General features: G+C 73.4%; 16 protein-coding genes. 4 read left to right on the top strand and 12 right to left on the bottom strand.

Annotation, left to right across the window (positions count from 1 at the left end; all coding sequences use genetic code 11):
* Nucleotides 1-4: 4 nt before the first annotated feature.
* From OG570_RS42285 to OG570_RS42335, 11 genes are all read right to left on the bottom strand, one after another.
* Nucleotides 5-1,216, bottom strand: a complete 1,212-nt coding sequence (locus OG570_RS42285) for an MFS transporter (protein ID WP_326948299.1) — start codon at nucleotides 1,214-1,216, stop codon at nucleotides 5-7.
* Nucleotides 1,217-1,239: 23 nt separating this feature from the next.
* A complete protein-coding gene (locus OG570_RS42290; protein WP_326954354.1) occupies nucleotides 1,240-2,412 on the bottom strand; it encodes a cytochrome P450 in 1,173 nt (390 codons plus the stop codon).
* Nucleotides 2,413-2,653: 241 nt separating this feature from the next.
* Nucleotides 2,654-3,322 (bottom strand): thioesterase II family protein, encoded by a 669-nt coding sequence (locus tag OG570_RS42295; RefSeq protein ID WP_326954355.1) that lies wholly within the window; start codon nucleotides 3,320-3,322, stop codon nucleotides 2,654-2,656.
* A gap of 113 nt (nucleotides 3,323-3,435) precedes the next feature.
* Nucleotides 3,436-3,702 carry a phosphopantetheine-binding protein gene (locus OG570_RS42300; RefSeq protein ID WP_326954356.1) on the bottom strand — a complete coding sequence of 89 codons (267 nt, stop codon included), beginning with the start codon at nucleotides 3,700-3,702 and terminating at the stop codon, nucleotides 3,436-3,438.
* A 1-nt stretch (nucleotide 3,703) separates the two neighbouring features.
* Entirely contained in the window at nucleotides 3,704-3,898 is a 195-nt protein-coding gene (locus tag OG570_RS42305; RefSeq protein ID WP_326954357.1) for an MbtH family protein, read from the bottom strand.
* Nucleotides 3,899-3,916: 18 nt separating this feature from the next.
* Entirely contained in the window at nucleotides 3,917-8,227 is a 4,311-nt protein-coding gene (locus OG570_RS42310) for an amino acid adenylation domain-containing protein (RefSeq protein WP_326954358.1), read from the bottom strand.
* On the bottom strand, nucleotides 8,224-13,098 hold the full coding sequence (locus OG570_RS42315) for a non-ribosomal peptide synthetase (RefSeq protein WP_326954359.1): 4,875 nt from the start codon (nucleotides 13,096-13,098) through the stop codon (nucleotides 8,224-8,226). Before OG570_RS42315 ends, OG570_RS42310 begins: the two co-directional genes overlap by 4 nt.
* Nucleotides 13,099-13,260: 162 nt before the next feature.
* A complete protein-coding gene (locus OG570_RS42320; protein WP_326954360.1) occupies nucleotides 13,261-14,652 on the bottom strand; it encodes a glutamate synthase-related protein in 1,392 nt (463 codons plus the stop codon).
* Complete coding sequence (locus OG570_RS42325; protein ID WP_326954361.1) at nucleotides 14,649-15,644, bottom strand: asparagine synthetase A; 996 nt, start codon at nucleotides 15,642-15,644, stop codon at nucleotides 14,649-14,651. Before OG570_RS42325 ends, OG570_RS42320 begins: the two co-directional genes overlap by 4 nt.
* A complete protein-coding gene (locus tag OG570_RS42330) occupies nucleotides 15,641-16,906 on the bottom strand; it encodes a methylaspartate mutase (protein WP_326954362.1) in 1,266 nt (421 codons plus the stop codon). The genes OG570_RS42325 and OG570_RS42330 overlap by 4 nt, the downstream gene beginning before the upstream one ends.
* Nucleotides 16,903-17,319, bottom strand: coding sequence for a cobalamin B12-binding domain-containing protein (locus OG570_RS42335; RefSeq protein ID WP_326954363.1), 417 nt, complete (start codon nucleotides 17,317-17,319; stop codon nucleotides 16,903-16,905). Before OG570_RS42335 ends, OG570_RS42330 begins: the two co-directional genes overlap by 4 nt.
* Nucleotides 17,320-17,525: 206 nt before the next feature.
* Here OG570_RS42335 and OG570_RS42340 point away from each other — a divergent pair, with 206 nt between their 5' ends.
* From OG570_RS42340 to OG570_RS42350, 3 genes are read left to right on the top strand one after another with little or no spacing between them, the layout of a single operon-like run.
* Nucleotides 17,526-18,554, top strand: a complete 1,029-nt coding sequence (locus OG570_RS42340; RefSeq protein WP_326954364.1) for a TauD/TfdA family dioxygenase — start codon at nucleotides 17,526-17,528, stop codon at nucleotides 18,552-18,554.
* Nucleotides 18,554-20,206, top strand: coding sequence for a non-ribosomal peptide synthetase (locus OG570_RS42345; protein WP_326954365.1), 1,653 nt, complete (start codon nucleotides 18,554-18,556; stop codon nucleotides 20,204-20,206). Before OG570_RS42340 ends, OG570_RS42345 begins: the two co-directional genes overlap by 1 nt.
* Before the next feature lie 13 nt (nucleotides 20,207-20,219).
* Nucleotides 20,220-20,987 carry a thioesterase II family protein gene (locus OG570_RS42350; RefSeq protein WP_326954366.1) on the top strand — a complete coding sequence of 256 codons (768 nt, stop codon included), beginning with the start codon at nucleotides 20,220-20,222 and terminating at the stop codon, nucleotides 20,985-20,987.
* A 37-nt stretch (nucleotides 20,988-21,024) separates the two neighbouring features.
* Here OG570_RS42350 and OG570_RS42355 read toward each other — a convergent pair whose 3' ends face one another.
* Entirely contained in the window at nucleotides 21,025-21,873 is an 849-nt protein-coding gene (locus OG570_RS42355) for a phosphatase PAP2 family protein (protein ID WP_326954367.1), read from the bottom strand.
* Nucleotides 21,874-21,961: 88 nt separating this feature from the next.
* On the opposite strand from OG570_RS42355, the gene OG570_RS42360 reads away from it, so the two are divergent.
* Nucleotides 21,962-23,590 (top strand): FAD-dependent monooxygenase, encoded by a 1,629-nt coding sequence (locus tag OG570_RS42360; RefSeq protein WP_326954368.1) that lies wholly within the window; start codon nucleotides 21,962-21,964, stop codon nucleotides 23,588-23,590.
* The last annotated feature ends 49 nt before the right edge of the window (nucleotides 23,591-23,639 follow it).

Genomic DNA, 23,639 nt, shown 5'->3' on the forward strand with positions numbered 1-23,639 from the left:
CCCTTCACTGGGGCAGGCGCAGGGCCCGGGCCGCGAACACCGGCCCGCCGAAGGCGAGCAGGGCGCTGCAGATCCAGGCGACGACGGGGGTGGTGAAGCTGGCGATGGCGCCGGACACGGCGTAGGCGAGCGGCGCGCAGCCGATGCCGGACAACGACACCATCGACATGGCGACGCCGAGGCGGTCCATCGGCGCGGCCTGCTGGTAGAGCGTCACCGCGGCCGGGCCGTTCTGCCCGGAGCACACGCCCAGCGCGACGGCCATCGCGGCCATCGCCCACAGCGACGGCACCAGGACCATGCCCAGCAACAGGACGGCGATGCCGATCCCGCTGCCGACGAGGCGTACCGAGATCGGCACGCGGTCGCCGAGCAGGGCACCGAGCCCGGCGGACACCAGCGCGCCGGCCGCCCAGCAGGCGATGAGGAGACCGACCGCGGAGACGGCCCAGCCGCGTTCGATGACGACCTCGGGCAGGCCGGGGTTCATCGGCCACGCGAACGCGAAGTCCAGGCAAAGCCCGGAAAGGAACAGCAACCGCAGGCGGCGGTCGGCGCGCAGCAGCTTGAGGCCGTCACCCGAGCGGCGCCACAGCGGGACGCTCGACACGGTGCGCGGCGCGTCGATCGCCCTGGTCGCCGGGGCGAGGCAGACGAGCGAGACCACGCAGCCACCGCAGACGACGGCGAGGGCGACGCCGAGGTGCCCGGTCGCGACCAGCCAGGCGCCGAACGGCGACCCGAGGATCGGGGCGAACCGGGCGACCATGGTGCGGACCGAATTCGCCGTGCTCAAGCGGTCTTTCGGGACCATGCGCGGCATGAGCGTGCCGAACGACGGCGACCCGAGCCCGAGCATCGCGCCTTCGAGCGCCGCGACGACGACCAGCAGCGTCACGGACTGCGCGGACAGCGCGACCACGACCGAGACGGCCAGCACGGCGATCCGCACCGACGTCGTGCGCAGCAGGACCGAGCGGGGCCCGAAGGCGTCGCAGATGACGCCGCCGAAGATCATCGCGAGCGCGCGCGGCACGGACTCGGCCAGGGTCACCCAGGTGACGGCGGCCGTCCCGCCGAGCTGGGCGGCGGCCCAGACGGCGGCGATGAAGAACACCTGGTCGCCGATCAGGGAGACGCCCTGGCCGGTGAGCAGGAGGCCGACCTTGCCCCACATCGCGGCGGGCTTCGTCTCTCGCACGGGTGCTTGTGTCATGGCTGGTGTCCGTTCCGTCGCGCTCAGCGGGCCCGCAGGCGCACCGGGAGGTGGTCGAAGCCGAAGTTGATGATCGAGCGGTTGTGCACCGCGTCGCCGGCCGGTTCCAGCACGGCGACCTGATCCAGCAGGGCGGCGTAGATCGCTTTCAGCTCGGCCTTGGCCAGCGGCGCGCCGATGCAGTAGTGCGCGCCGACGCCGAGGGCGAGGTGCCGGTTCGGCGACCGGTCGAGCAGGAGCTCGTCGGGCCGGTCGAACATCGTGGGGTCGTGGTCGGCCGACCACGTCCAGACGGCGACCTTGTCGCCCGCGTCGATGACGTGCCCGCCGAGCTCGACCTGGGTGGTGGCGGTGCGCAGGACGTGCAGGCCGACGGAGGTGAACCGCAGCAGCTCGTCGGTGGCGAGGTCGAGGTCGGCGCCGCCGGCCAGCGCTTTCCAGAGGTCGGGGCGCTGCATCAGCGCGTGGACGCTCATGGCCGCGGTGTGCCGCACGGTCTGCACCCCGCCGACGACGATGTTGTCGAGGTTGAGCACGACGTCCTCGATCGGCAGGCGCCGGCCGTTGATGCGGTGGGTGGCGAGAGTGCTGATCAGATCGTCGGCCGGGTGCTTGCGCCGCTGGACGACCTTCTCGAACAGGTAAGGCAGAAGCTTCTGATGCCCGGCGCGGCGCGCGTCCGGCGTCTGCGCGAGAAAGGCTTCGTCGCAGACGGAGACGACCAGCTCGCGGTCGTCGCCGGGAATGCCGAGCAGATCGCACATCACGACGAGCGGCACGGTGGCGAGGACGTCGACGAGATCGGCTTCACCCTGTTCGACAGCGTCTTTGATCACCTTCTGGGCCAGCTCGGTGATGCTCTGCGCCGCGCCGCGCACACCCTTGGGCGAGAAATACGGCAGGACAGGCGCCCGGAGTTCACGATGCCGCGGCCCGTCGGAGAGCGCCATCATCTTGTCAGCACCGGCCGGGGTGCCACCGGTCCCGAGCAGCGACCCGCCGGTGGAGCTGAAGGTGGCCGCGTCGGTGAGGACGCGGGAGCCGAGGTCGTAGCCGAGCACGGACCAGACGGCCCCGTCGAGCGCGGTTTCGGTGCGGTGGACGGGAGCCTGAGCCCGCAGATCGGCGACGATGCCGCCGACATCGGGCCGGGCCCAGAGGCCGGGATCGGTCAGATCGACGGTGGCGGTGGACACGAGTGCCTCCTCAGGCGGGGCGGTTCCGGTGGTGCTGGCGGGTTGCGGGGGCGGTTCCGGTGGTGCGGTGCGGACGGGTTGGGCGGGGCGGCTGCGAGGAGTCCGGATGGCGCGGCGCGGGTGCAACTGGTCTGACGGGTCCGCTGACGTAGCGCAAGCGCCGGTAACGATCGCCGGGTTTCGGGCGGGCGGCGGTCTGGCGGTCGTGAGTGGTAATTCGGGTTCTAACCCGAATTACCACTCACGACCGGCCGAGGTGCAGGGTGCGGAGCAGGTCAGCGGGGCCGGCGGACAGGGGTGTGGCCAGGAGGTGGCCGCCGGGTTCGGTGGATGCTGTGAAACGGCCCGTTGTCGCCTCGGCCCAGCCCGCCAGCGTGGTCGGTCGGAGCGCCGTGTCCTCTGCGCCGGCCACCGCGTGGATGGCAAAATCCGGCCGTGGGTTCGGGTGGTAGCGGTAGCTGCGGCAGACCGTGAGGTCCGTTCGGATCGTCGCCACCGCCAGCTCGCGGATCGTCTCGTCGTCCGGCAAGGCTGTGGCCAGGCCGCACCGCTCGAGGAGATCCGCTGCGCCCTCCGAGGTCGGCGGGATCGAGCCCGGCCAACCCGGCGGTGGGGCTGCGCATGCCGGGATCACGATCCGTGGCCGTGAAGCCGCCGGTAACGCGCGGGCCACCTCGAATGCCAGGAGCGCGCCGAAACTCTGGCCGTAGAACAGTGCTCCCGGCTGCAGGTACGGGGCGAGGCCGTCGATCACCGCCGTGACCAAGGCGGCGAAGGTGGCCGGCATCGAGTCGACAAAGCGACCGCCGCGGCCCGGCAGACGGATCGCCCAGACCTCCAGAGAAGGGGCCAGTGCCGCCGCCAGGCCCGCGAAGGCCGTGACGTCGCCGCCTGCGTGCGGGAAGCACACCGCCTGCGGAGTGCCAGCCGGCAGCGGGTGCGGCCGGTAGCACCAGTCCCCCGCGATCGCGGGCCGGGGACTTGCCGGTCCCGCGATCGGCGGTAGCGGGCTTGGTGCGAGCGTCATCGGGTGCCCCGGCGGCCTACCAGCGCGACCGTCGGCCGGGTGGGGGTTTGGGTGGCTGATTGGACCGTCTTGACGAAGTCGGTGAGGGTTCTGGCGGACATCAGGTCTCTCAGCGACAGGTTCACCGCGAACTCGTCCCGGACCCGGTACACCACCCGCAACGCCGTCAGTGAGTGGCCGCCCAGCTCGAAGAAACCGTCCTCCGGACGGACTTCGGGGACGCCCAGCTCTTCGGCCCAGACCGCGGCTATCGTCTCCAGCATCTCAGACGCCCAGCGCGACGCGCAGGCTCTTCGGGCGGATGTCGGTCCAGGTCTCGTCGACCCAGGCGACGCACTCCTCCCGGCTGCCGCTCTTTCCGGCGGCGTGCCAGCCGGCGGGGGTGGGCAGCTCGGCCGGCCAGATCGAATACTGCTCCTCGTCGTTGACGACGACGGTGAAGTCCTTGAACGCGTCCATTGTGGAGTCCTTCCTGGGTCAGCTGACGGGGATCGGCGCCGCGAGCGCGGCGAGTTCTTCGGTGTAGGCGGTGACGTAGGCGTCGGCGAGCTCGTCCGGGACCAGGGACCGCAGGTGGTCGACCGCGAGCAGGATGCGGTCCGACGACGGGTCCTGCACCAGTGCGACGCCGAGTGCGAAGTTGGTCGGCTCGTAGCGCATGTCCGGCTCGCAGCCGATCCGGTCGTCGACGATGCTCGTGGCCGAGCCGGCCAGCCGGCCGAGGGCGTGGAACCGCAGGAACGCGAAGCACGTCTCCAGGCGCGGTCCGGACATGAGCCGGGCCAGCTTCGCGAACGGGACTCGGCGGTGCGGCAGCAGGGCGACCTCGGCCTCGTGCAGGGCGCGGACGAGGTCCGGCGCCGTGCCGTCCACCACCAGCGGGACGGTGTTGAGGAACAGCCCGTACGCCTCGGTGCCGCTGCGTTCTTCGAGACGGCCGTTGACCGAAAGGCCGGTGGTGACGCGGTCGCGGCCGGTGATCCGGTGCAACGCCCGCACGTGCGCGGCCAGCGCCGCGGCCTTGATGGGGACGCCGGCCGCCGACGCGATCGCCGCGAGCTGGGCCGGGGCGTCCGGCAGCACGCGCTCGACCGTGCGCGGGATCTCCGCCGTCGCGGCCTCGGAGCCGCCCTCGGCGGACCAGAGCGCGCCGTCCGCGCCGGCGAGGTGATCGCGCCAGAACTGCTCGCTTTCCTTCGACGCCACCGCGGCCTGTTCGGTGAAGACGAAGTCGCGGAACGTCGACGCGGGCGGCGGCGCGAGCGGGGCGTCCGGCTCGGCGTGGCGCTCCAGGATCTCGGTGAGCAGTGAGGTGAAGCTCCAGCCATCCAAAATGGAGTGGTGCTCGGCGATGGTCAGCTGGAAGACGTCGTCGGCCAGCCGCTGGGCGGCGACCCGGAACAGCGGCGGCGTCCGGAGGTCGAAGCGCATCGCGCAGAACGCGTCGAACGCCTCGGTCACGGCGGCGCGTTGCTCCACTTCGGACTGTCCACGCAGGTCGGCGGTGTCCACCGGCGTCGGGACTTCGGCGTGCACGAGCTGCATCGGCTGCCGGTAGCCGACGACGTCGAGGCTCGTGCGCAGCACCGGGTGCCGAGTGATGACCGCGGCCACCGCGGCGTGCAGTGCCTGCTCGTCGAGACGGCCGGCGACGCGGTAGCTGTTGACGTTGTGGTAACCGCCGGCGTCGCCGGACAGCTCCATGTGGTAGATCATCCCGAGCTGCATCGCGGCCATCGGGTAGGCGTCGACGACGTCGCCGGGCAGCTTCGCGACGTCCACTTCGGACAGTCCGGCGAACGGCTCCACGACTGCCTTCTCGGTCGCACACGGCCGCAGCAGCGGCGCGAGGCCGGCCGGGGTCGGCGCGGCGAACAGGTCCGGCAGGGTGAGCGTCCAGCCGCGGTCGCGCAGCTTGCCCGCCAGGTGGACCGCGCGGATCGAGTCGCCGCCGAGGTGGAAGAAGTTGTCGTGCACCCCGGCGTCCGGGACGCCCAAGACGTCCGACCACAGCTCGGTGAGCAACCGCTCCCCCGGCGTGCTCGGCGCGGTGTAAGCGATCGCCGACGTCGCCGCGGCCGGCGCGGGCAGCGCCGCGCGGTCGAGCTTGCCGTTGACCGTGACGGGCAGCCGGTCGAGCACGGTGACCGTCGCCGGGATCATGTGTTCCGGCAACGACTTCGCGAGGAACGCACGCAGCTCGGCGTAGTCCGGTACGGCTCCGGTGACGTAGGCCGCGAGCCGCTCGTCGCGCACCGTGACGGCGCAGGCGTCGACCGCGGGGTGCGCGCTCAAGGCGTGTTCGATCTCGCCGAGTTCGATGCGAAAACCGCGGAGCTTGACCTGGCTGTCGCACCGGCCGACGTACTCGAGGCCGCCGTCGGCGAGCCGGCGCGCGACGTCGCCGGTGCGGTAGAGCCGCGCGCCCGGCGTCGCGGAGAACGGGTCCGGCAGGAAGCGCTGCGCGGTGAGCCCCGCCCGGCCCCAGTAGCCGTGGGCGAGCGCGCCGCCGCCGATGTACAGCTCGCCCGGCACGCCGGTCGGGCACGGCCGCAGCCAGTCGTCGAGCACGTGCGCGCTCAGGTGCGGCAGCGGCGCGCCGATCAGGCTGCGCTCGAAGCGGGTCACGTCGTGGGTGGTGACGTGCACGGTGGTTTCGGTGATGCCGTAGAGGTTGCACAGCGACGCCGTCAGCCCCAGCGCGGACCAGCGCCGCACGACGGCCGGATCGAGGGCCTCGCCGCCGAGCATCACCTGCCGCAGCGCCGGCAACGCGGGCCCGCTGCGGAGGGTGAGTTCGAGCTGGCGCAGCGCCGACGGCGTCTGGCAGAGGCACGTCACGGCTTCGTCCGCGAGCAGCGCGGCGAACGCCTCCGGCGACCGGCTCGTCAGGTACGGCACGACGACCAGGCGGCCACCGTGGTGCAGCGGTCCCCACAGCTCCCAGACCGTCCAGTCGAAGGCGTAGGAGTGGAACAGCGTCCACACGTCGGTCTCGGTGAATCCGAAGTGCGCGCGCCCGGACTCCATCAGCCGCCCGACGTGCTCGTGGGCCACGGCGACGCCCTTGGGGCGACCGGTCGAGCCGGAGGTGAAGATCAGGTAGGCCAGGTCACCAGGCCGGACCGGGACGCCCGGCCGATCGTCCGGCAGACCGGAGAGGTCCCGGCTGAGGTCGAACACGGGCCACGGACCGGAAATGGCCTGGTCGGTGACGACCAGCCGCACGCCGGTGTCGCCGAAGACGAACGCGGCGCGGTCGTCCGGGGCCGCCGGATCCACCGGCACGTACGCGGCGCCGGTCTTGAGCACCGCGAGGATGGCGACGACGATCGCGTCGGTGCGGTCCAGCAGCAGGCCGACGCGGTCGCCGGGGTGGACGCCGTCGGCGATCAGGGCGTGCGCGAGCCGGTTGGCGCGCCGGTCCAGTTCGGCATAGGTGAGCGAAACGCCGTCGAAGGTGACGGCGGGACGATCGGGGAACCGGTCCGCGGCGTCCTCGAAGGACTCGTGCAGGCAGCGCGGCACAGACGCCGTGATCTCGGCGGGCCACGACGGCTCCAGGTCGATCTTCCACAGTGGACTGTCCGGTTCGGACAGCACGACGTCCAGGAGGGTCCGCCAGTGACCGGTCATCCGGTCCACCGTGGCCGCGTCGAACAGGCTCGTGCGGTACTCGACTTCGCCGCGCAGCTCGCCGTCGTCGAACGTCGACCAGGTCAGGTCGAACTTGCTGGTGCCGTTGTGGTGCACCCGCCGGGTCGCGGTGACCGGCCCGAACCGCAGCGGTTCGGAGTCTTCCGCGTGCGCGCCGAAGACGACCTGCACCAGTGGCGCGTGCCGGGCCGAGCGTTCGAGGGCCAGCGCGTCGACCACGACGTCGAAGGGGACGTCCAGGCAGGCATAGGCGTCGAACGCCGTGTCGCGCACCTGCTCGACGAGGTCGCGGAAGCTCGCGGCGCGATCGACGCGCAGCCGCAGCGGCAGGATGTTGACGAAGTAGCCGATGAGGTCGGCCAGCTCCGGCCGGTCGCGGGTCGACATCGGGGTGCCGACGACCATGTCGGCCGCGCCGGTGTAGCGGTTCAGGAGCGCGGCGAACGCGGCCAGCTGGACGACGAACGGCGTCGCGTCCGCGTCGGCGGCCAGCTCGCCGATCCGGCCGGCGAGCCCGGCCGGGAGCGCGAACGCGCGGGTGTCGCCGGCGAAGTCCTGCTGCGCGGGCGGCTCCCGGTCGGTGGGCACGGCGAGCCGCTCGGGTGCGCCGTGCAGCTGCTCACACCAGTAGTCCAGCTGGTCGTCGTGCGGTTCGGCGACGCAGTCGGCGTACTGAGTGGACAGTCGCGGTAGGACTGGTTCACGGCCTTCGACGATGGCTGTGTAGCTCTCCGCCAGCTCGCGCTCGAAGATGCCGGACGACCAGCCGTCCCAGACGATGTGGTGGACGACGAGAACCAGCGTTGTCGTGTCCACCAGGGACGCGCGCAGCAGCGGGCCGGTCTCGAGGTCGAAGCCGGCACTCAGGTCCGCGTCGCCGCGCTGCAACGGGACGCGGACGTCGTCGTGGACCGTCTGTTGTGGACCATCCGGGCCGAAGGAGAACGTCGTTCGCAGGACTTCGTGGCGCCGGACGATTCCGGCGATGCTCCGCTCGAGGACGTCCGGGTCGACGGGCGCGTCGAAGGTGAACACCCACGGCACGGTGTACGCGGCGGAGCCCGGGTTCCAGCGGTCGAGGAACCACATTCCGCGCTGGAGCGCGGAAACGGGGACGGTGCGGCCGGTCATGCCCGCACCTCCAGCCGCTGCGCCAGGGCCCGGACGGTCCGGGCCGCGAACACCAGCCGCGGTGCGACGCGGGTGCCGGTCTCGGTCGACAGGCGCAGGGCCACGCGGACGGCGGCCAGGGAGTTGCCGCCGAGCCGGAAGAAGCTGTCGTCGACGCCGACCGCGTCGAGCCCGAGCACCTCGGCCCAGACCGCCGCGACCAGCTGCTCGGCCGCGGTGACGGCCGGTTCTGCCGGTGCCTCGGCGGCGACCGACGCCGGTGCCGGAAGCGCGGCGCGGTCGAGCTTTCCGTTGGCGGTCAAGGGAAGTGCGTCCAGGACCGTGACGCTCTCGGGGATCATGTAGTCCGGCAGCAGCGTCGCGAGGTGGTCGCAGACGTCCTGGTACCCGGGCGGAGTGTCCCGGGCGACGACGTAGGCGGCGAGCCGGTCGTCGTGGGCGACAACGGCGCTGTCCTTGACGCCCGGGTGGTGCGCCAGCGCGGCGGCGACCTCACCCGGTTCGACGCGGAAACCGCGGATCTTCACCTGGTCGTCGGCGCGGCCGGTGATGGTCAGCGTGCCGTCCGGGGTGCGGCCGCCGACGTCGCCGGTGCGGTACATCCGCGAACCCGGCGGGCCGAGCGGGTCGGGCAGGAACCGGTCCGCGGTGAGGCCCGGCTGCCCGGCGTACCCGAGGGCCAAGCCGGCGCCGGTCGCGTACAGCTCCCCCGCGGCGGACGGCCGGAAGTGGTCGTCGAGCACGCGGATGTCCTTGTGCGCCACGGGGACGCCGATGGGGAGCGCCGGCGCGGCCAGGTCGGCGGGGCCGACGACGTGGCAGGTGGTGAAGCCCATGCTCTCGACCGGGCCGTAGCCGTTGACGATCCGCACGTGCGGGTACCGCTCGGCCAGCCGCGCCACGTGCGGCACCGAGGCGCGCTCGCCGCCGGTGAAGACCACGCGCAGGCCGGCGAAGATGGCGGGGAACTCGTCGACGAGGAAGTTGAACAGGCTGGCCGAGAGCTGCAGCTGCGTGACGCCGTGGCGGGCGACGAGTGCGGTCATCGTCTCCGGGTCCGGCCGCTGGCCGGGGTGCAGCACGCAGGTGCCGCCGAACAGCAGCGGGCCGTAGACCTCCAGGCCGAAGGCGTCCCACGACACCGGCGAGCACTGCAGCCACACCTCGCCGGGCGCGAAGAGCGCGTAGTCCTGCTCCAGGTAGGTCCCGGCCAGGGCGCGGTGCGACGCCGCGACGCCCTTCGGCCGGCCGGTGGACCCGGACGTGAACATCACGCAGGCGACGGCGTCGGCGCTGACGGGGAGGCCGAGGTCGTCGTCGGGTCCGTCGGCGGCGGCCACGAACTCGCGGTCCACGACCAGCCGGGCGTCGACGGCGTCGACGGCGTCCGCTCGGCGAGCCTCGGGCAGTTCCGGGTCCAGCAGCGTGTAGCCGCCGCCGGCCTTCAGCACGCCCAGCAGCGCGACAACGAGGTCGGCGTCGCGGTCGATCAGGACGGCGACGACGTCGCCTTCGGTCACGCCGTGGGTGCGCAGGTGCCTCGCGACGCGGTTGGCCCTGGCGTTCAGCTCGGTGTAGGTCAGCTCGGCGTCGCCGGAGATCAGTGCGACGGCGTCCGGGGTCCGGGTGACCTGGTGCTCGAACAGCTCGTGCACCGGGACGTCGAGGCCGGCCGGGGTGACGTCCTCGTGGAGCGGCACGTCCGGGTCGGTGACCAGGTCGGCCACCGCCGTCCGCCACTGCGCGCCGAGGGCGGCGAGGGTCGCGGCGTCGAACAGGTCGGTGTCGTACTCGATCCGGCCGGTGAAGCCGGTGCCGTCGTCCTCGACCGACCACGACAGGTCGAAGCGGGACAGCTCGTTGACGTGCAGCCTGCGCTCCACCGCGGCCGGTCCGAACGGCTCGGGGCTCGGGTCGGCGGTGTGCATCTCGAAGACCAGCTGGAACAGCGGGTTCCGGTCGCCGGAGCGCTCCCCTAGCACCCGGCCGGTGATGTCTTCGAGGGGGACGTCCTGGTGGCGGTAGCCGTCGAGGGCGACGCCGCGGACGTGCTCGAGGACCTCCCGCAGGGTCACGTCCTGCTCGATCCGGAACCGCAGCGGGACGAGCGTGATGAAGTAGCCGATGAGCGCGTCCAGCTCCGGGCGCTCGCGGACGCTGACCGGGGTGCCGACCACGAGGTCGTCCGCGCCGCCGGTGCGGTGCACCGCGAGCACGAGCCCGGCGAGCAGCACCATGAACGGCGTGGCGTCGGCGTCCTTCGCGAACTCCCGGACGGCGTTGGCGAGGTCGGCGTCGAAGGCGAAGCGGTGGTAGCCGCAGCGCTGGGCCGGTTCGACGGGACGCGGGTGGTCGGGCACGAGGGCCGGGCGGTCCGGGACGCCGCGCAGGTGCTCGGCCCAGTAGTCGAGCTGGGACTCGGCGATGCCGTTGTCCCGCAGCCAGTTCGCGTAGTCGGCGTACTGGATCGCGAGGTCCGGCAGGCGCGGCGCACGGTCGTCGAGCAGCGCGGTGTAGTACTCGCGCAGCTCCCGGTCGAGCACGCCGAGGGAGCCTTCGTCCCAGACGATGTGGTGGAAGACGAGGACCAGGCTCGCGGTGGTCGCCGACGTCCGGACCAGGCGGGCCCTCAGCAGCGGCCCGGTTTCGAGGTCGAACGGAATGCGGGCGTCGGCGGCGATGAACGCGGCCGCGTCCGAAGCGTCGGTGATGGTGAACGGGACCTCGAGGTGCGGGTGGATCACCTGGCGGGGCAGGGTTCCGGCGACATCGAAGGTCGTGCGCAGCGCCTCGTGGCGGTCGACGACCTGCTGGAGCGCCTTGTGGAGGGCGTCGGCGTCGAGGGGGCCGGTGAAGTCGAAGACCCAGGGGACGTTGTAGGTGGACGTGCCCGGCTGCCAGGCGTCGAGGAGCCACAGGCCGCGCTGGAAGCGTGAGAGCGGGGCTTCGGACGCGGGGGCGCGGACCGGGCCGGGGCGGTCGTCACCGACGCCGTCGTGCATCGCGGCAGCGAACGCGGCGAGCGTCGGCGCGTCGAAGATCTGGTACGGCGACACGGGTCCGAAGACCTCGAGGACGCGGCCGGCCACCCGGACGGCGGTGAGCGAGTCGCCGCCGAGGTGGAAGAAGTTGTCGTCGAGGCCGACGCGCGGCACGCCGAGGACGTCCGCCCAGATCGCGGCGAGCAGCTGCTCGTCCGGGGTGCGCGGGGCGCGGTGGCCGGTCTCGGCGCGGGCGGGTTCCGGCAGGGCGGCGCGGTCGACCTTGCCCGCGGCGGTGAGCGGCAGGTGGTCGAGGGGCGTGAGGCTCGCCGGGATCAGGTGGTCCGGCAGGGACTGGGCCAGGAAGTCGCGCAGTTCCGGGTAGCCGAGGGTGCTGTGGGTGACGACGTACGCGGCGAGCTGGGTGCCGTTCGCGGACTCGCGGGGCACGACGGCGCAGGCGGTGACGGCCGGGTGCCGGGCCAGGGCGTTCTCGACCTCACCGGGCTCGACGCGGAAGCCGCGGATCTTGACCTGGTCGTCGGCGCGGCCGAGGAACTCCAGCTCGCCGTCGGCGGTGCGGCGGGCGCGGTCGCCGGTGCGGTACATCCGGCCGCCGGTGACCGGGTCGGGCAGGAAGCGCTCGGCGGTGCGGCCGCCGTCGCCGAGGTAGCCGGTGGCGAGGAGGGAGCCGCCCAGGTACAGCTCGCCTTCGTCGACGGGCTGGAGGCGGTCGTCGAGCAGGTGCGCGACGCGGTCGCCGACGGGGGTGCCGACGGTGATCGCCCGGCCCGGCCGGACCTCGTGGACGGTCGAGGTGATCACGGTTTCGGTCGGGCCGTAGGCGTTGAGCAGCCGGACGCCGGTGCGCTCGGTCCAGGCGGCGGCCGCGGCCGGGGAGAGCCGGTCGCTGCCGGAGATCATGGTCCGGAGCGTCTTCGGCACGGACTTCATCGCGGCGACGAGGTCGTGGAAGTACCCGGCGGCGACGTTCGCGACGGTGACCCGCTCGGCGTCGAGGAGCTGCCAGAACTCGTCGGCGGAGAGGAGTTTCGCTTCGGGGACGACCAGGCAGGCGCCGGCGGTGAGCGCGGTGGTGATCTGCTCGACCGCGACGTCCACTGTGGACCGTGCGAAGTGGAGGACGACGTCGTCGGCGCGCAGGCCGAAGCGGGCGGAGATGGCCTCGACGTGCGCGGCGAGCGGCCCGTGCGCGACGGCGACGGCCTTGGGTTCGCCGGTGGTGCCGGAGGTGTGGATGAGGTAGGCGAGCCGGTCGCCGGTGACGGGCAGGTCCGGCGCGGCGCGGCGGTGCGTGGGCGCTGCCGGGTCCGGCGGGCCGCCGGTGCGATCCGACGTGGCCGCGCCGTCGCCGCGATTCGCGGGAGCCGCCGGGTCCGGCAGGCCGCCGATGCGATCCGACGTGGCCGCGTCTTCGCCGCGACTTACGGGAGCCGCCGGGTCCGGCGGGCCGTCGGCCCGCTCGGTGGCCAGCAGGTCGCCGCCGTCGAGGATGAGGTGTGCGCCGGCCAGTGCGGTCAGGCGCTCGTTGCGTCCGGTGGGCGCCGCCGGGTCGAGGGCGAGGTGGACCGCACCGGCCCGCCACACCGCGAGCAGGCCGGTGACCTGGTCGAAGCGGTCCGTGCCGCGCACCGCGACGACGTCACCCGGTCGCACGCCCGCGGCGGCCAGGCGGCCGGCGAGGTCCGCGGTCAGCTCGTCGAGCCGGCCGTAGGTGAGCACCCGGTCGCCGGAGCGCAGCGCCGGGCGGCCCGGCCACCGGGCGGCGATCCGCGCGATGCGCACCGGCACCGCGACCGGCGGGCCGGTCAGCTCGCCGAGGTCGAAGGAGTCGATCGTCACGGCCGGTTTCTCGTCCTGCACCGACATGCTGGGCTCACCCCGAACTGACCACAAAGGACGGACATGGACTGCGGCTGCCCTGTCGTGAGTGGTAATTCGGGTTAGAACCCTCATTACCACTCACGACCAGCCGCGGCAGCCTCGCAGGGCTGCGGAGTGCTGGGCGCGAAGCGCGCCACTGGGGAAAAGCTAAGCCGTCGGGACGGCCCGGACCGGCAGGTCGAGCGGCAGTTCCCCGGCGGCACCGGGGGCACCTGCGGCAGCGGCGGTACCGGAGGCACTGGCGGCTGCGGCACCGGCAACACCGGTACCGGCGGCAGCGGGGGCACTGGCGGCAGTGGGAGCACCCGAGGCAGCGGCGGGACCGGCACCGGCACCGGCACCGGAGGCAGCGGCGGCGGGCCAGAGGTCGTCGGCTGTCAGGGCGTCGGGGCGGTACTTGCCCAGGGCGCTGATCAGCAGTCTTGCCTCCAGTGCCAGGGCCTCCACCAGCCGTACCAGGCCTTCCGCGCGGTCTTCGTCGACCGCCAGCAGAGCCGCTCGGCCCAGGGCGGCCGCGCGGACGCCGTGTGCCAGGGCCTTGACCACCCGAGTGCCCTCCCACATGCGGCCGCCCGCCAGCAGGCAGCCCGATGGGGGGCCGATCCGGCGGAGGCATTCCGCCAGCGGCAAGCCCACGTGGTCCAGAAACGCCGTGGGCGCCCAGCCCGTGCCGCCTTCCGCGCCGTCGACCGTGACCGCGTCCGCGCCCGCCGCCCAGGCGGCTCTCGTGGCCTCCGCGATGTCCCGGCCCGGTGGGAGCTTCACCCAGACGCGGGCCCGCGGGAAGTTGTTGCGCATCAAGCGGATCTGCTGACGCAGGATCTCGCCGGTGAACGTCCCCGGGCTGCCGGAGCGCAACACGCGGTCCGGGAAGAGGTCCGTGAGCGCGTACTGGCCGTCGACGCGGGCCGCCGTGGCCGCGTCCAGCAGGGTCATCCCGCCCAGGCCCGGTTTCGCTCCCTGGCCCACCTTCAGCTCGAAGCCCAGCCGGCCGGTGGCCAGCAGCCGCGACGACGCCGGGTCGCTGTACACGAGGTTCCAGACCTCGGCGTCGGCGTCCTCGGTGCTCTGCTGCACCACGACGCCGCCCAGCCCGTCCGGCACCTCGTCCGTGTACGCCCGGACGCGGGTGAGCAGCGCGTTCGCGTACCCCTTGACCGGCACGACGTTCTCGCCGACGACCATCGGGATGCCCAGCCGGCCGGCTTGGCGCGACGCCGCCACCGCCAGGTCGCCGCCGCCGAGCTGCGTCGAGCCGAACGCCGACAGGAACACCGGCAGCGACGACGCGAAGCCGCCGATCGCCGTGGTCAGGTCGACGTCGGAGAACAGCGGCTCGCGGCCCAGCTCGATCAGCTTCTCCAGCCGCAGCGGCACGAACACCGGCGGTACCAGCCGCGCCCGGTCCAGCGCGTCGCCATCGGGAGAGACGCCGCCGAACGCCTCGCCGCCGTACGCGGATTCCGCCGGGAACACCGCCGCCGCTCCCCGTGCGGCCCGGTCCCGGACGGCCGCTTCGGGGAAGCCCGCCGCCTTCACGGGGCCACCAGGCCCGGGACCTTCGGGTAGGCGTTGACCCGCCACACCGCGTCGAGGCCGGTGAGGAACCGGACGAGCCGCTCCAGGCCCAGCCCGAAGCCCGCGCTCGCGGGGATGCCTTCGCGCACCATGTCGAGGTACCAGCCGTACTTCGCCGGGTTCTCGCCCGTCTCCCGCATCCGCGTGACGATCCGGGCGTAGTCCGACTCGCGCTCGCTGCCGCTGGCCAGCTCGCCGAAGCCGCCGGGCGCGAGGAGGTCGAAGTTGCGCAGGATGCCCGGCTCGGTGGTGGCTTCACGGTCGTAGAAGCCACGGGAGCCCTTGGGGTAGTCGTCGACGAAGAACGGCTGCGACGCCTTGCGCGACAACAGCTCCTCGCCCTCCCAGTCGATCTCGGCGTCCGGGCTCTGCGGGTGGCCGAGCTCGTGCAGCCGGGTGACGGCGGCGGCGTGCGTCATCCGGCCGAACGCGCCGGCGAGGACGTCGGCCAGGTCCGCGAGGTCCCGGCCCAGCCCGGTCAGCTCGCCGGGGACGGTCGCGAGCACATGCTTCACGACGTGCGTCACCAGCCGTTCGGCGACGCCCTGGGCCTGCGCCCGGGTCGCGCCCGCCAGCTCGACGTCGATCTGGTGGAACTCCGCGAGGTGCCGGCGCGTCGAGCACGTCTCGACCGGTTCGGCCCGGACGTTCGGCGCGATGTAGAAGATCTTCGAAAAGCCCAGCAGCGACGCCTGCTTGTAGAGGATTCCGCTGGTCATGAGCTTGTAGCGGTGACCGTAGTAGTCGACGTCCAGCTGCTTCGAGCCGCGGACGCCGGGGTCGGTGACCGGGCCGATCACCGGCGGCAGCAACTCGGTGAAGCCCTCCCCGCCGAGGAACTCGCGCACGGCGATCAGCACCTGGTGCTGCACGCGCAACGCGCTCTGCGTGACGGGCGAGGCGAGGTGCACGGGCAGCGCGGGTGGCAGTTCGCCGTCGTGGGTGTCGGTCATAACGCTCCTCCGGGTCGGGCCCCGGCCCGGACGGGCGGGGGCGTGTCGAACTTCCGTTCCACGTGCGACAGCGCGGCCAGCAGCTCGGCCGAGCCGGTCCGCCGCGACCGCGCGCCACCGGGTGCCGGGCCGATCGGCAGGCCGCCGGTGTCCGCCCACTGCAGCCGGCCGGCGGGGTCGAGATAGCTGCGGGCCCGCCCGGCGTTGTCCGGGTGCAGGCAGTAGGGGATGTCGAGCAGGCCGCGGGCGAACGCCGCCGGCAGCGCGCCCGCGAGGTCGTCGTCCAGGGCCAGCACGGCCTCGACCAGCGTCGCGGCTTCGGCGTGGATCCCGGTGTCCTCGACGTCGGCCCCGGCGGGAGTCGCGGCGGCGACGCGGGCGGCGAGTTCGAGCGCGTCGACGTTCTCCCCGGCGGTCGGGATCCGGTGCGCCTCGGCGGCCGTCTTCACGATCAGCCGGGCCGCGCCGGAGCGCACCGCGAGCCGCGCGGCGGACGTCAGCAGCCGGGCGGCGCCGGCCGGCGTCCGCGGGTAGACGCCCATGTAGGCGTAGAGCACGACGTGCCACTCGACGCCGGGCAGGTACCGCGCGGCCAGCAGGCGCAACGCCCGCACCGCTTCCTCGTCCTGTGCCGGGTCGGTCTGCTGCGCGTAGCTCAGCGAGACGCTGCGGATGCCTTGCTGGGCGAAGAAGATCGCCTCCAGCACGCTGATCGCGACCAGCATGCCCGGCGGGCAGAGCTGACCGAGCATGCAGCCGCCGAACGTCTCCAGGTGGGCGGTGTCGCCCGCCGCCGTCAACTGCGAGCAGGCCTCGACCCAGTGCCGCATCGCCGTCCGCAGCGGGGTGCGGCTGTAGGGCAGGCAGTACGAGACCGGCCCGCCCTCGGTCGCGTCGAGACCGGCCGCGACCAGCGTCGCGACGATGTCCTGCGGCCGGGCCGAGCCGTGCCGCACCTGGACCGGGAAGTCCGGGCCGAGCACGCCGTCCAGCATCGCGCGGGTCGTCTCGGGGCCGTGGGTGACGAGCGGGAAGCCGTTGAGCGGCGCGCCGCCGGCCAGCGCGCGGGCCGCCGCGACGAGGTCGCCGACGCGGGTGTAGCTGTCGAGCGTCAGGGTGCCGACCGTGGTGGCCGCGGCGTCGCGGGTGGCCAGCAGCCCGGCCCGCATGGCCGACGGCGTCGGAAAGCCCATCCGCGGCTGGACGACCAGGCGGCCCGCCGCGTGTTCCCGGGCGACGAACGCCCCGAACGGCACGCTCACGACGTCACCCGCACCGGCAGGTCGGCCAGGTAGCGGCGGAAGGCACCGATGTCGCCGTCGCCGAAGACGCGGTCGAAGCCCGCCTCCCGCAGCACGGACTCGCGGCCGCTGGTGCCGTCGACGCCGAGCTTGCCGCCGATGACCAGTACCGCGCCGGCCAGCACGGCCCGCAGCCGCGGGGCCAGCCGGAGGCCGTCGGTGTGGCCGTGGCCGTTGACGGTGCTGAGCACCACCAGGTCCGGGTCCAGCCGGCGGCACTCGCGCACCACCAGGTCGTCCGGGACGCACGCGCCGAGGTTCGTCACCGCGAAGCCGAGCTCTTCGAGCAGCAGCTGCAGGTACACGAGGTTCCAGGTGTGCGCGTCGGACGCCGTGCTGCTGACCACGGCGACCGGGCGGAGTTCCGAAGTCACGCTCCCGAACCTAGGAGCGGCACCCGGGCCCGACCGGCAGTTGCGGCGGCAGGACGGCGGCGACAACCCGGCGCGGGCGGAAACTGCCGCCGCACTGCCGCACCGGCTGCCGCCGCGCGGCCGCGAACCCGCCTAGCGTCGGCGGACGAGCGAACCGGGTGGTTCCACTGTGGACGCCCGCTGCGGGTCAGGCGAAAGGACAAACGATGGGTTCCCTGGGCGTCAAAGAGTTCCTGCCGCTCGACTGGGTGGTCGAGCCCGGCGAGCCGGCGAGTGCCGAGGTCGGCGGGCTGACCGGTCTCGACGACGCGGTGGCGTGGCTGGCCGCGGCGGCGCCGTCGCTGCGGGCGGCGTTGCACCGGCACGGCTCCCTGCACCTGCGCGGCCTGCCGATCGCGAGCGTCGACGACTTCGGCGTCGTGCGCGACACGCTGATGCCGGCCCGCACGCCGTACCGCGAGAAGGCGACGCCGCGCAGCGACTTCGGCAACGGCGTCTTCTCGTCCACCGACCTGCCCGCCGCGCAGCGGATCCGGATGCACAACGAGAACAGCTACACGCTCACCTTCCCCGGGCTGCTGATGTTCTCCTGCCTGATCGCGCCGCCGGAAGGCGGGGCGACGCCGGTCGCGGACGTCCGGAAGGTGCTGCGCGAGCTGCCGCCGGAGCTGGTGGCGAAGATCCGCGCGCACGGCTGGCTGCTCAACCGCAGCTACTCCGAGCACATCTCCACCGACTGGCAGACCGCGTTCGCCGCGACCACCCGGGAAGACGTCGAACGCTACTGCGCCGAGAACCTGATCGCGTGCCGCTGGCTCGACGACGGCCACCTGCGCACCAGCCAGGTCCGCCCCGGCGTCATCAGCCACCCGGTCACCGGCGAGGAGGTCTGGTTCAACCACCTGGCCTTCTGGAACGAGTGGTCGCTCGACGAGGAGCTGCGCGAGACGCTGATCGACGAGTTCGGCCGCGACGACCTGCCGTTCAACACCGCGATCGGCGACGGCTCCCCGCTGACGCGCGACGAGCTGGCCGCGCTCGACGCCGCCTACGACTCCGCGACCGTGCGCAAGCAGTGGCAGCCGGGCGACCTGCTGCTCGTCGACAACATCCTGTCCACGCACGGACGTGACCCGTTCCGCGGCGACCGCAAGATCGTCGTCGCGATGGGTGAGCCGGTCGACGTCGCCGGCTGCGCGCCGACCGTGCCGCCGGCCGCGAACGTGGCGCTCTGATGGCCGGCCTGCTCCCCCGCTTCCGCGACGCGGTCCGCCGCGCGCCCGAGCGGATCGCCGTGCGCGACACCGCGTCCGCGTTGACCTTCGCCGAACTCGACCGCCGGACCGCGGCGCTGGCCGGGGCCCTGCGCGCGCACGGCGTCGGCCTCGGCGACCGGGTCGGCGTCGGCCTCGGGCGTGGGGTCGATCTGGTGGTGGCCCTCCTCGCCGTCTGGCGGACCGGCGCCGCGTACGTCCCCCTCGACCCCACCTACCCGGCCGACCGGCTGGCCTTCATGGCCGGTGACGCGGCGATCCGCGCCCTGGTCTCGACGACGACTCCGGTCTGGCTCCCGGCGGACGTCGTCGTCGTCGACCCCGCCGCCGAGGGCCCGCGCACGGACGACACCGACGTGTCGGACCTCGACGCCGCCTACGTGATCTACACGTCCGGCTCGACCGGGCGGCCCAAGGGCGTCCCGGCGCACCACGGCGCGGTGGCCGCGCTCGTCGCCGCGCTGGAGCACGCGGGGATGTACGCGGGCGAGCCCCGGGTCGTCGCGTGGAACGCCAGTGTGTCGTTCGACGCGTCCGTGCAGCAGTGGGCGCGGGTGTGCCGCGGCGACAGCGTCGTCGTGCTCGACGACGACCACCGGATCGACCCGGCCCGGCTGGTCGCCTGGCTGGACGAGTGCGCCGTGACCGACCTCGACCTGACGCCGTCGCACTGGACGGCGTTGCGCGAGCACCTGCTCCACCGCTCGCTGCGGCTGTTCATCGGCGGCGAGCCGATCCCGGAACCGATGTGGCGCGAACTGGCCGAAAGCCCCTTGGAGGCGCTCAACCTCTACGGCCCCACGGAGTCCACTGTGGACGCCACGGCGACCTGGATCGCCGGCCCCGGCGGGCCGCACATCGGCGTGCCGCTGGCCGGGATCCGGGCCCACGTCCTCGACGATGCCCTGCGCCCGGCCGCGGCGGGCGAGCTGTACCTGTCCGGGCCCCGGCTCACGGCCGGGTACCTCGGCCGGCCGGGCCTCACCGCCGAGCGGTTCGTCCCCGACCCCTTCGGCGAGCCCGGCACCCGGTTGTACCGGACCGGCGACGAGGTCCGCTGGTCCCCCGGCGGCGCCCTGGAGTTCACCGGGCGGCGCGACCGCCAGGTGAAGCTGCGCGGCTATCGGATCGAACTGGGCGAGATCGAGGCCGTCCTGCGCGACGCTCCCGGCGTCACCGCCGCGGCCGTGGTCCTGCGCGACGACCAGCTGGTGGCCTACCACGTCGGCGGCGAGCAGCCGCAGGTCGCGGCGGCCGCGAAGCTGCCGGAGCACATGGTGCCGACCGCGTACGTCCGGCTCGACGCGCTGCCCCGCACGGCCAACGGCAAGCTGGACACCGCGGCCCTGCCCGCGCCGGTCGCCGAAGGCGGGGCGGCACCCAGCGGGCCGGTCGAGACATTGATCGCGGACGTCTGGTCCGAGGTCCTCGGCCGCGACGGCGTCGGGGCCGACGACGACTTCTTCGCCCTCGGCGGGCATTCGCTGGTGGCGCTGCGCGTGGTGGCGCGGCTGAAGAAGAACTTCGGCGTCCCGGTGTCCACCAAGGACGTTTACCGGCACCCGCGGCTCGCCGACCTGGCCAAGCACGTCACGGCGCTCGGCGCGAGCTGAAAGGAGCACGGCGATGGACAACCTCCCCAACATCGTGGTCCGGGCCCGGCCCAATCCGGACGCGACGAAGACGTTGGTGTGCCTCGGTTTCTGCGGTGGCGGCTCCGGGCCGTACCTGCCGTGGGCCGACGTGCTGCCACCCGACGTCGAGCTCGTGACGATCTGCTACCCGGGCCGTGACGGCCGCTTCCTCGACGACTTCGCTCCCGACTGGGACGCGCTCGCCGAGGACGCGACCGAAGCCGTGACGGCGGCCGCCGCGCCCCGGCCGTACCTGCTGTTCGGGCACAGCATGGGCGGCTGGATGGCGTTCGACGTCGCGGACCGCCTGCAGCGCCGGGGCGGCCCGCTGCCGGAGACGCTGATCGTGTCGTCGGCGAACGCGCCGAGCCGCGGCCTGACCCCGCGGGACATGTTCCCCGCGCAGCAGGACACCGACGAGCAGCTGGTGATGTGGATGCGCACCAACGGCCTGCTGCCGGGGTACGTGCTCGACGACCCGGAGCTGAGCGAGATGGCCCTGGAGCTCATGCGGGCCGACATCCGGGTGCGGGACACGTTCGGCTACACCGAAGGCGCGACGGTCGGCGTCCCGCTGCAGGTGCTCACCGGGGCCGACGACGACGTGATCGTGCCGGAGACGGCCGAGCAGTGGAAGTCTTTGGCCCGCAACGGGTACCAGCACGTCGAACTCCCCGGCGGGCACTTCTACACCCCGGAGATCTGGCGGACCCTGCCGACGCGGATCCCGGCCCTCGCGCCGGTTCCGGCGGCTCGCTGACGCCGGGGCGGGCGGTCACGGCCGCCCGCCCCGGTCGTCACGGGATCTCGAGGCGGCGCCAGGTCCCCAGGAACACCAGCGCGGCGGCCACCGACCCGGCCGAAGCGAGCGAGCTCGCGGCCAGGTAGACCACCCAGGTGTTGTCGCGCAGGGTCGCGTCGAGGCCGTCCTGGCTGAGCGCCGCGCCGATCAGGAACCCGCCCAGGGCCAGGAAAACCAGCCCGGCGAGGGAAGCGACGACCACGACGAGCACCCGCGGGATCCGGCGCCGGCCCTCGTACCGGTGGACGACGCCGCGGCGGGCGAGCCACCACGACGCCAGGCAGGCGAGCCCGAGGGCGATCGCGTCCGCGGCGAGGGTGTCGGAGAGGCGGTGCCACTTCGCCGTCACCGTGTAGGCGCCGATGCCGACCGCCCAGGACAGCAGCAGGACCATCGTCACGCCACGCCAGCGGTAGGGCACGACCAGCAGCGCGGCGAACAGCACCGTCATGGCGATCGTGGTGTGCCCGCTGGGCATGCTGTTGTCCGCGTAGTGCCCGGTGAGCGGCACGAGCGACGGCCGCGGCAGCACGAACCGCTTGAGCCCCTGCGTGACGACCTGGCCGGCGACGATCACCCCCACCGCCGCGACCGCGAGAGCCGGGCGACGGCGCAGCAAGCCGATCACGGCCACCAGCACGACGGCGACGCCCAGGGAGTACAGGGTGATCCGCGACAGGCTCTGGTCGGCCGCGGTCTGGTCGCGCGCGGCGGCCTGGTCGGCCCCGCGCAGGGCCGCGTTCTCCAGCTCCTGGCCGGTGACGGTCAGCACCGCGAGGACGTAGACCAGGATCAGCACGACGAGGCAAGCGGCGGCGACGATCAGCCAGCGGCGAGCGGGCAAGACACCTCCATCGACGACGATCGCGTTACTCTATATGGACTAACGGATGCCCGCCGCCGGAAGATCACCGCGCTTTTAGACTGTCGGCATGACGAGTTACGCGGATGCGCCCCCCGAGGTGGAGACCACGGAGGTCGTCATCGCCGGCGGCGGCCCGGTCGGCCTGACCCTCGCCCACGAGCTCGGCGCGCGGGGCATCGGCTGCGTCCTGCTCGAACCGCGGCCGGCGCCGAGCCTGGCGTCCCCGCGGTGCAAGCAGCTGAACCCGCGGTCGATGGAGCTCTTCCGGCGCCTGGGCATCGCCGGCGCCGTCCGGGACAACGCGCCCCTGCCGTTCGGCTGGTCCGACTCGGCCGTCTTCTGCACCTCGCTCACCGGGCACCGGCTGGAACGCTTCGACGGCGTCTTCGCGCTCAGCGACGTCCAGCGGACGGAACTGGCCGAACCCGCCCTGTGGTGCGCGCAGAACCACGTCGAAGAGGCCTTGCGCGACACCATCACCCGACGGGAGACGGTCAGCGCGCGCTGGGGCTGGACGCTGACGGGTCTCGAGCAGGACGCCACCGGCGTCACCGCCACCGCGACGGACGACACGGGCCGCGAGCGCGTGGTGCGGGGCCGCTACCTCGTCGGCGCCGACGGGGCCCGCAGCGCCGTCCGGCGGGCGTGCGGCATCCCGCTGGCCGGGCGGAGCCACGAGATCCGCAACATCCAGGTCATCTTCGACGCGCCCGGGCTGTCCGCCCGCCACGAGCTGGGCCGCGCCGTCCAGTACTGGGTGGTGAACCCCGAGGTCAACGGCCTGATGGGCACCCTCGACACCGAAGACCGGTGGTGGGCCATCATCATCAACGCGCCGGAGGACGCCGACGCCGCGTGGTGCGAACGGGCCGTCCACCGGATGATCGGCACTTCGGTGCCCGTCACCGTGACCGCGACCGATCCCTGGACGGCCCGGCTCCTGGTCGCCGACCGCTACCGGGACGGCCGCTGCTTCGTGGCCGGGGACGCCGCGCACCAGAACCCGCCGTGGGGTGGGTTCGGCGCCAACACCGGCATCGGCGACGCCGCCGACCTCGGCTGGAAGCTCGCGGCCGCGCTGCGCGGCTGGGCCGGCCCCGGGCTGCTCGACTCCTACGGGACCGAACGCCGTCCGATCGCGCAGCGGGCCATCGTCGAGGCCGAACGCAACATGCGGGTGCTGACCGGTGAGCTCGCCGTGCCGGGGCTGGACGACGACGGACCGGACGGCCTGGCCGTGCGCGCCAAGACGGCGGAGCTGATCCGGCAGGCCAAGACGGCCGAGATGTACACCCTCGGTTTTGTGCTCGGCACCGCGTACCCCGAGTCGCCGCTCGTCGTCCCCGACGACGGTCCCGCCCCGGCTTCCACCGGCACGGAGTACCGGCCGTCCGGCGCCCCGGGGAACCGGCTGCCGCACCTCTGGCTCGACCGGAACCGGTCGCTGCAGGACGAGTTCGGGCCCGGCTTCACGCTGCTGGAGGTCGCCGCGCCGGCCGCGCCCGAATGGGACACGGCCGCGGCGGCGGCCGGCGTGCCCTTGAAGCGCTACCGGCTCAACCGGCCGGACCTGCACGGTCTTTACGGCGCCCGGTACGTCCTGGTCCGGCCCGACGGGTACGTCGCCTGGCGCGGCCAGACCTCCCCCGATGATCTCGGCGCCGTGCTGGACCGCGTCCGGGGTTGTGCGGTGTGACCCACCAGGGCGGTTGAACTCCCCCGGATGGGGGCAGTCAAGTAGCCCG

Source organism: Amycolatopsis sp. NBC_01286, from assembly GCF_035982555.1.
Classification (GTDB): domain Bacteria; phylum Actinomycetota; class Actinomycetes; order Mycobacteriales; family Pseudonocardiaceae; genus Amycolatopsis.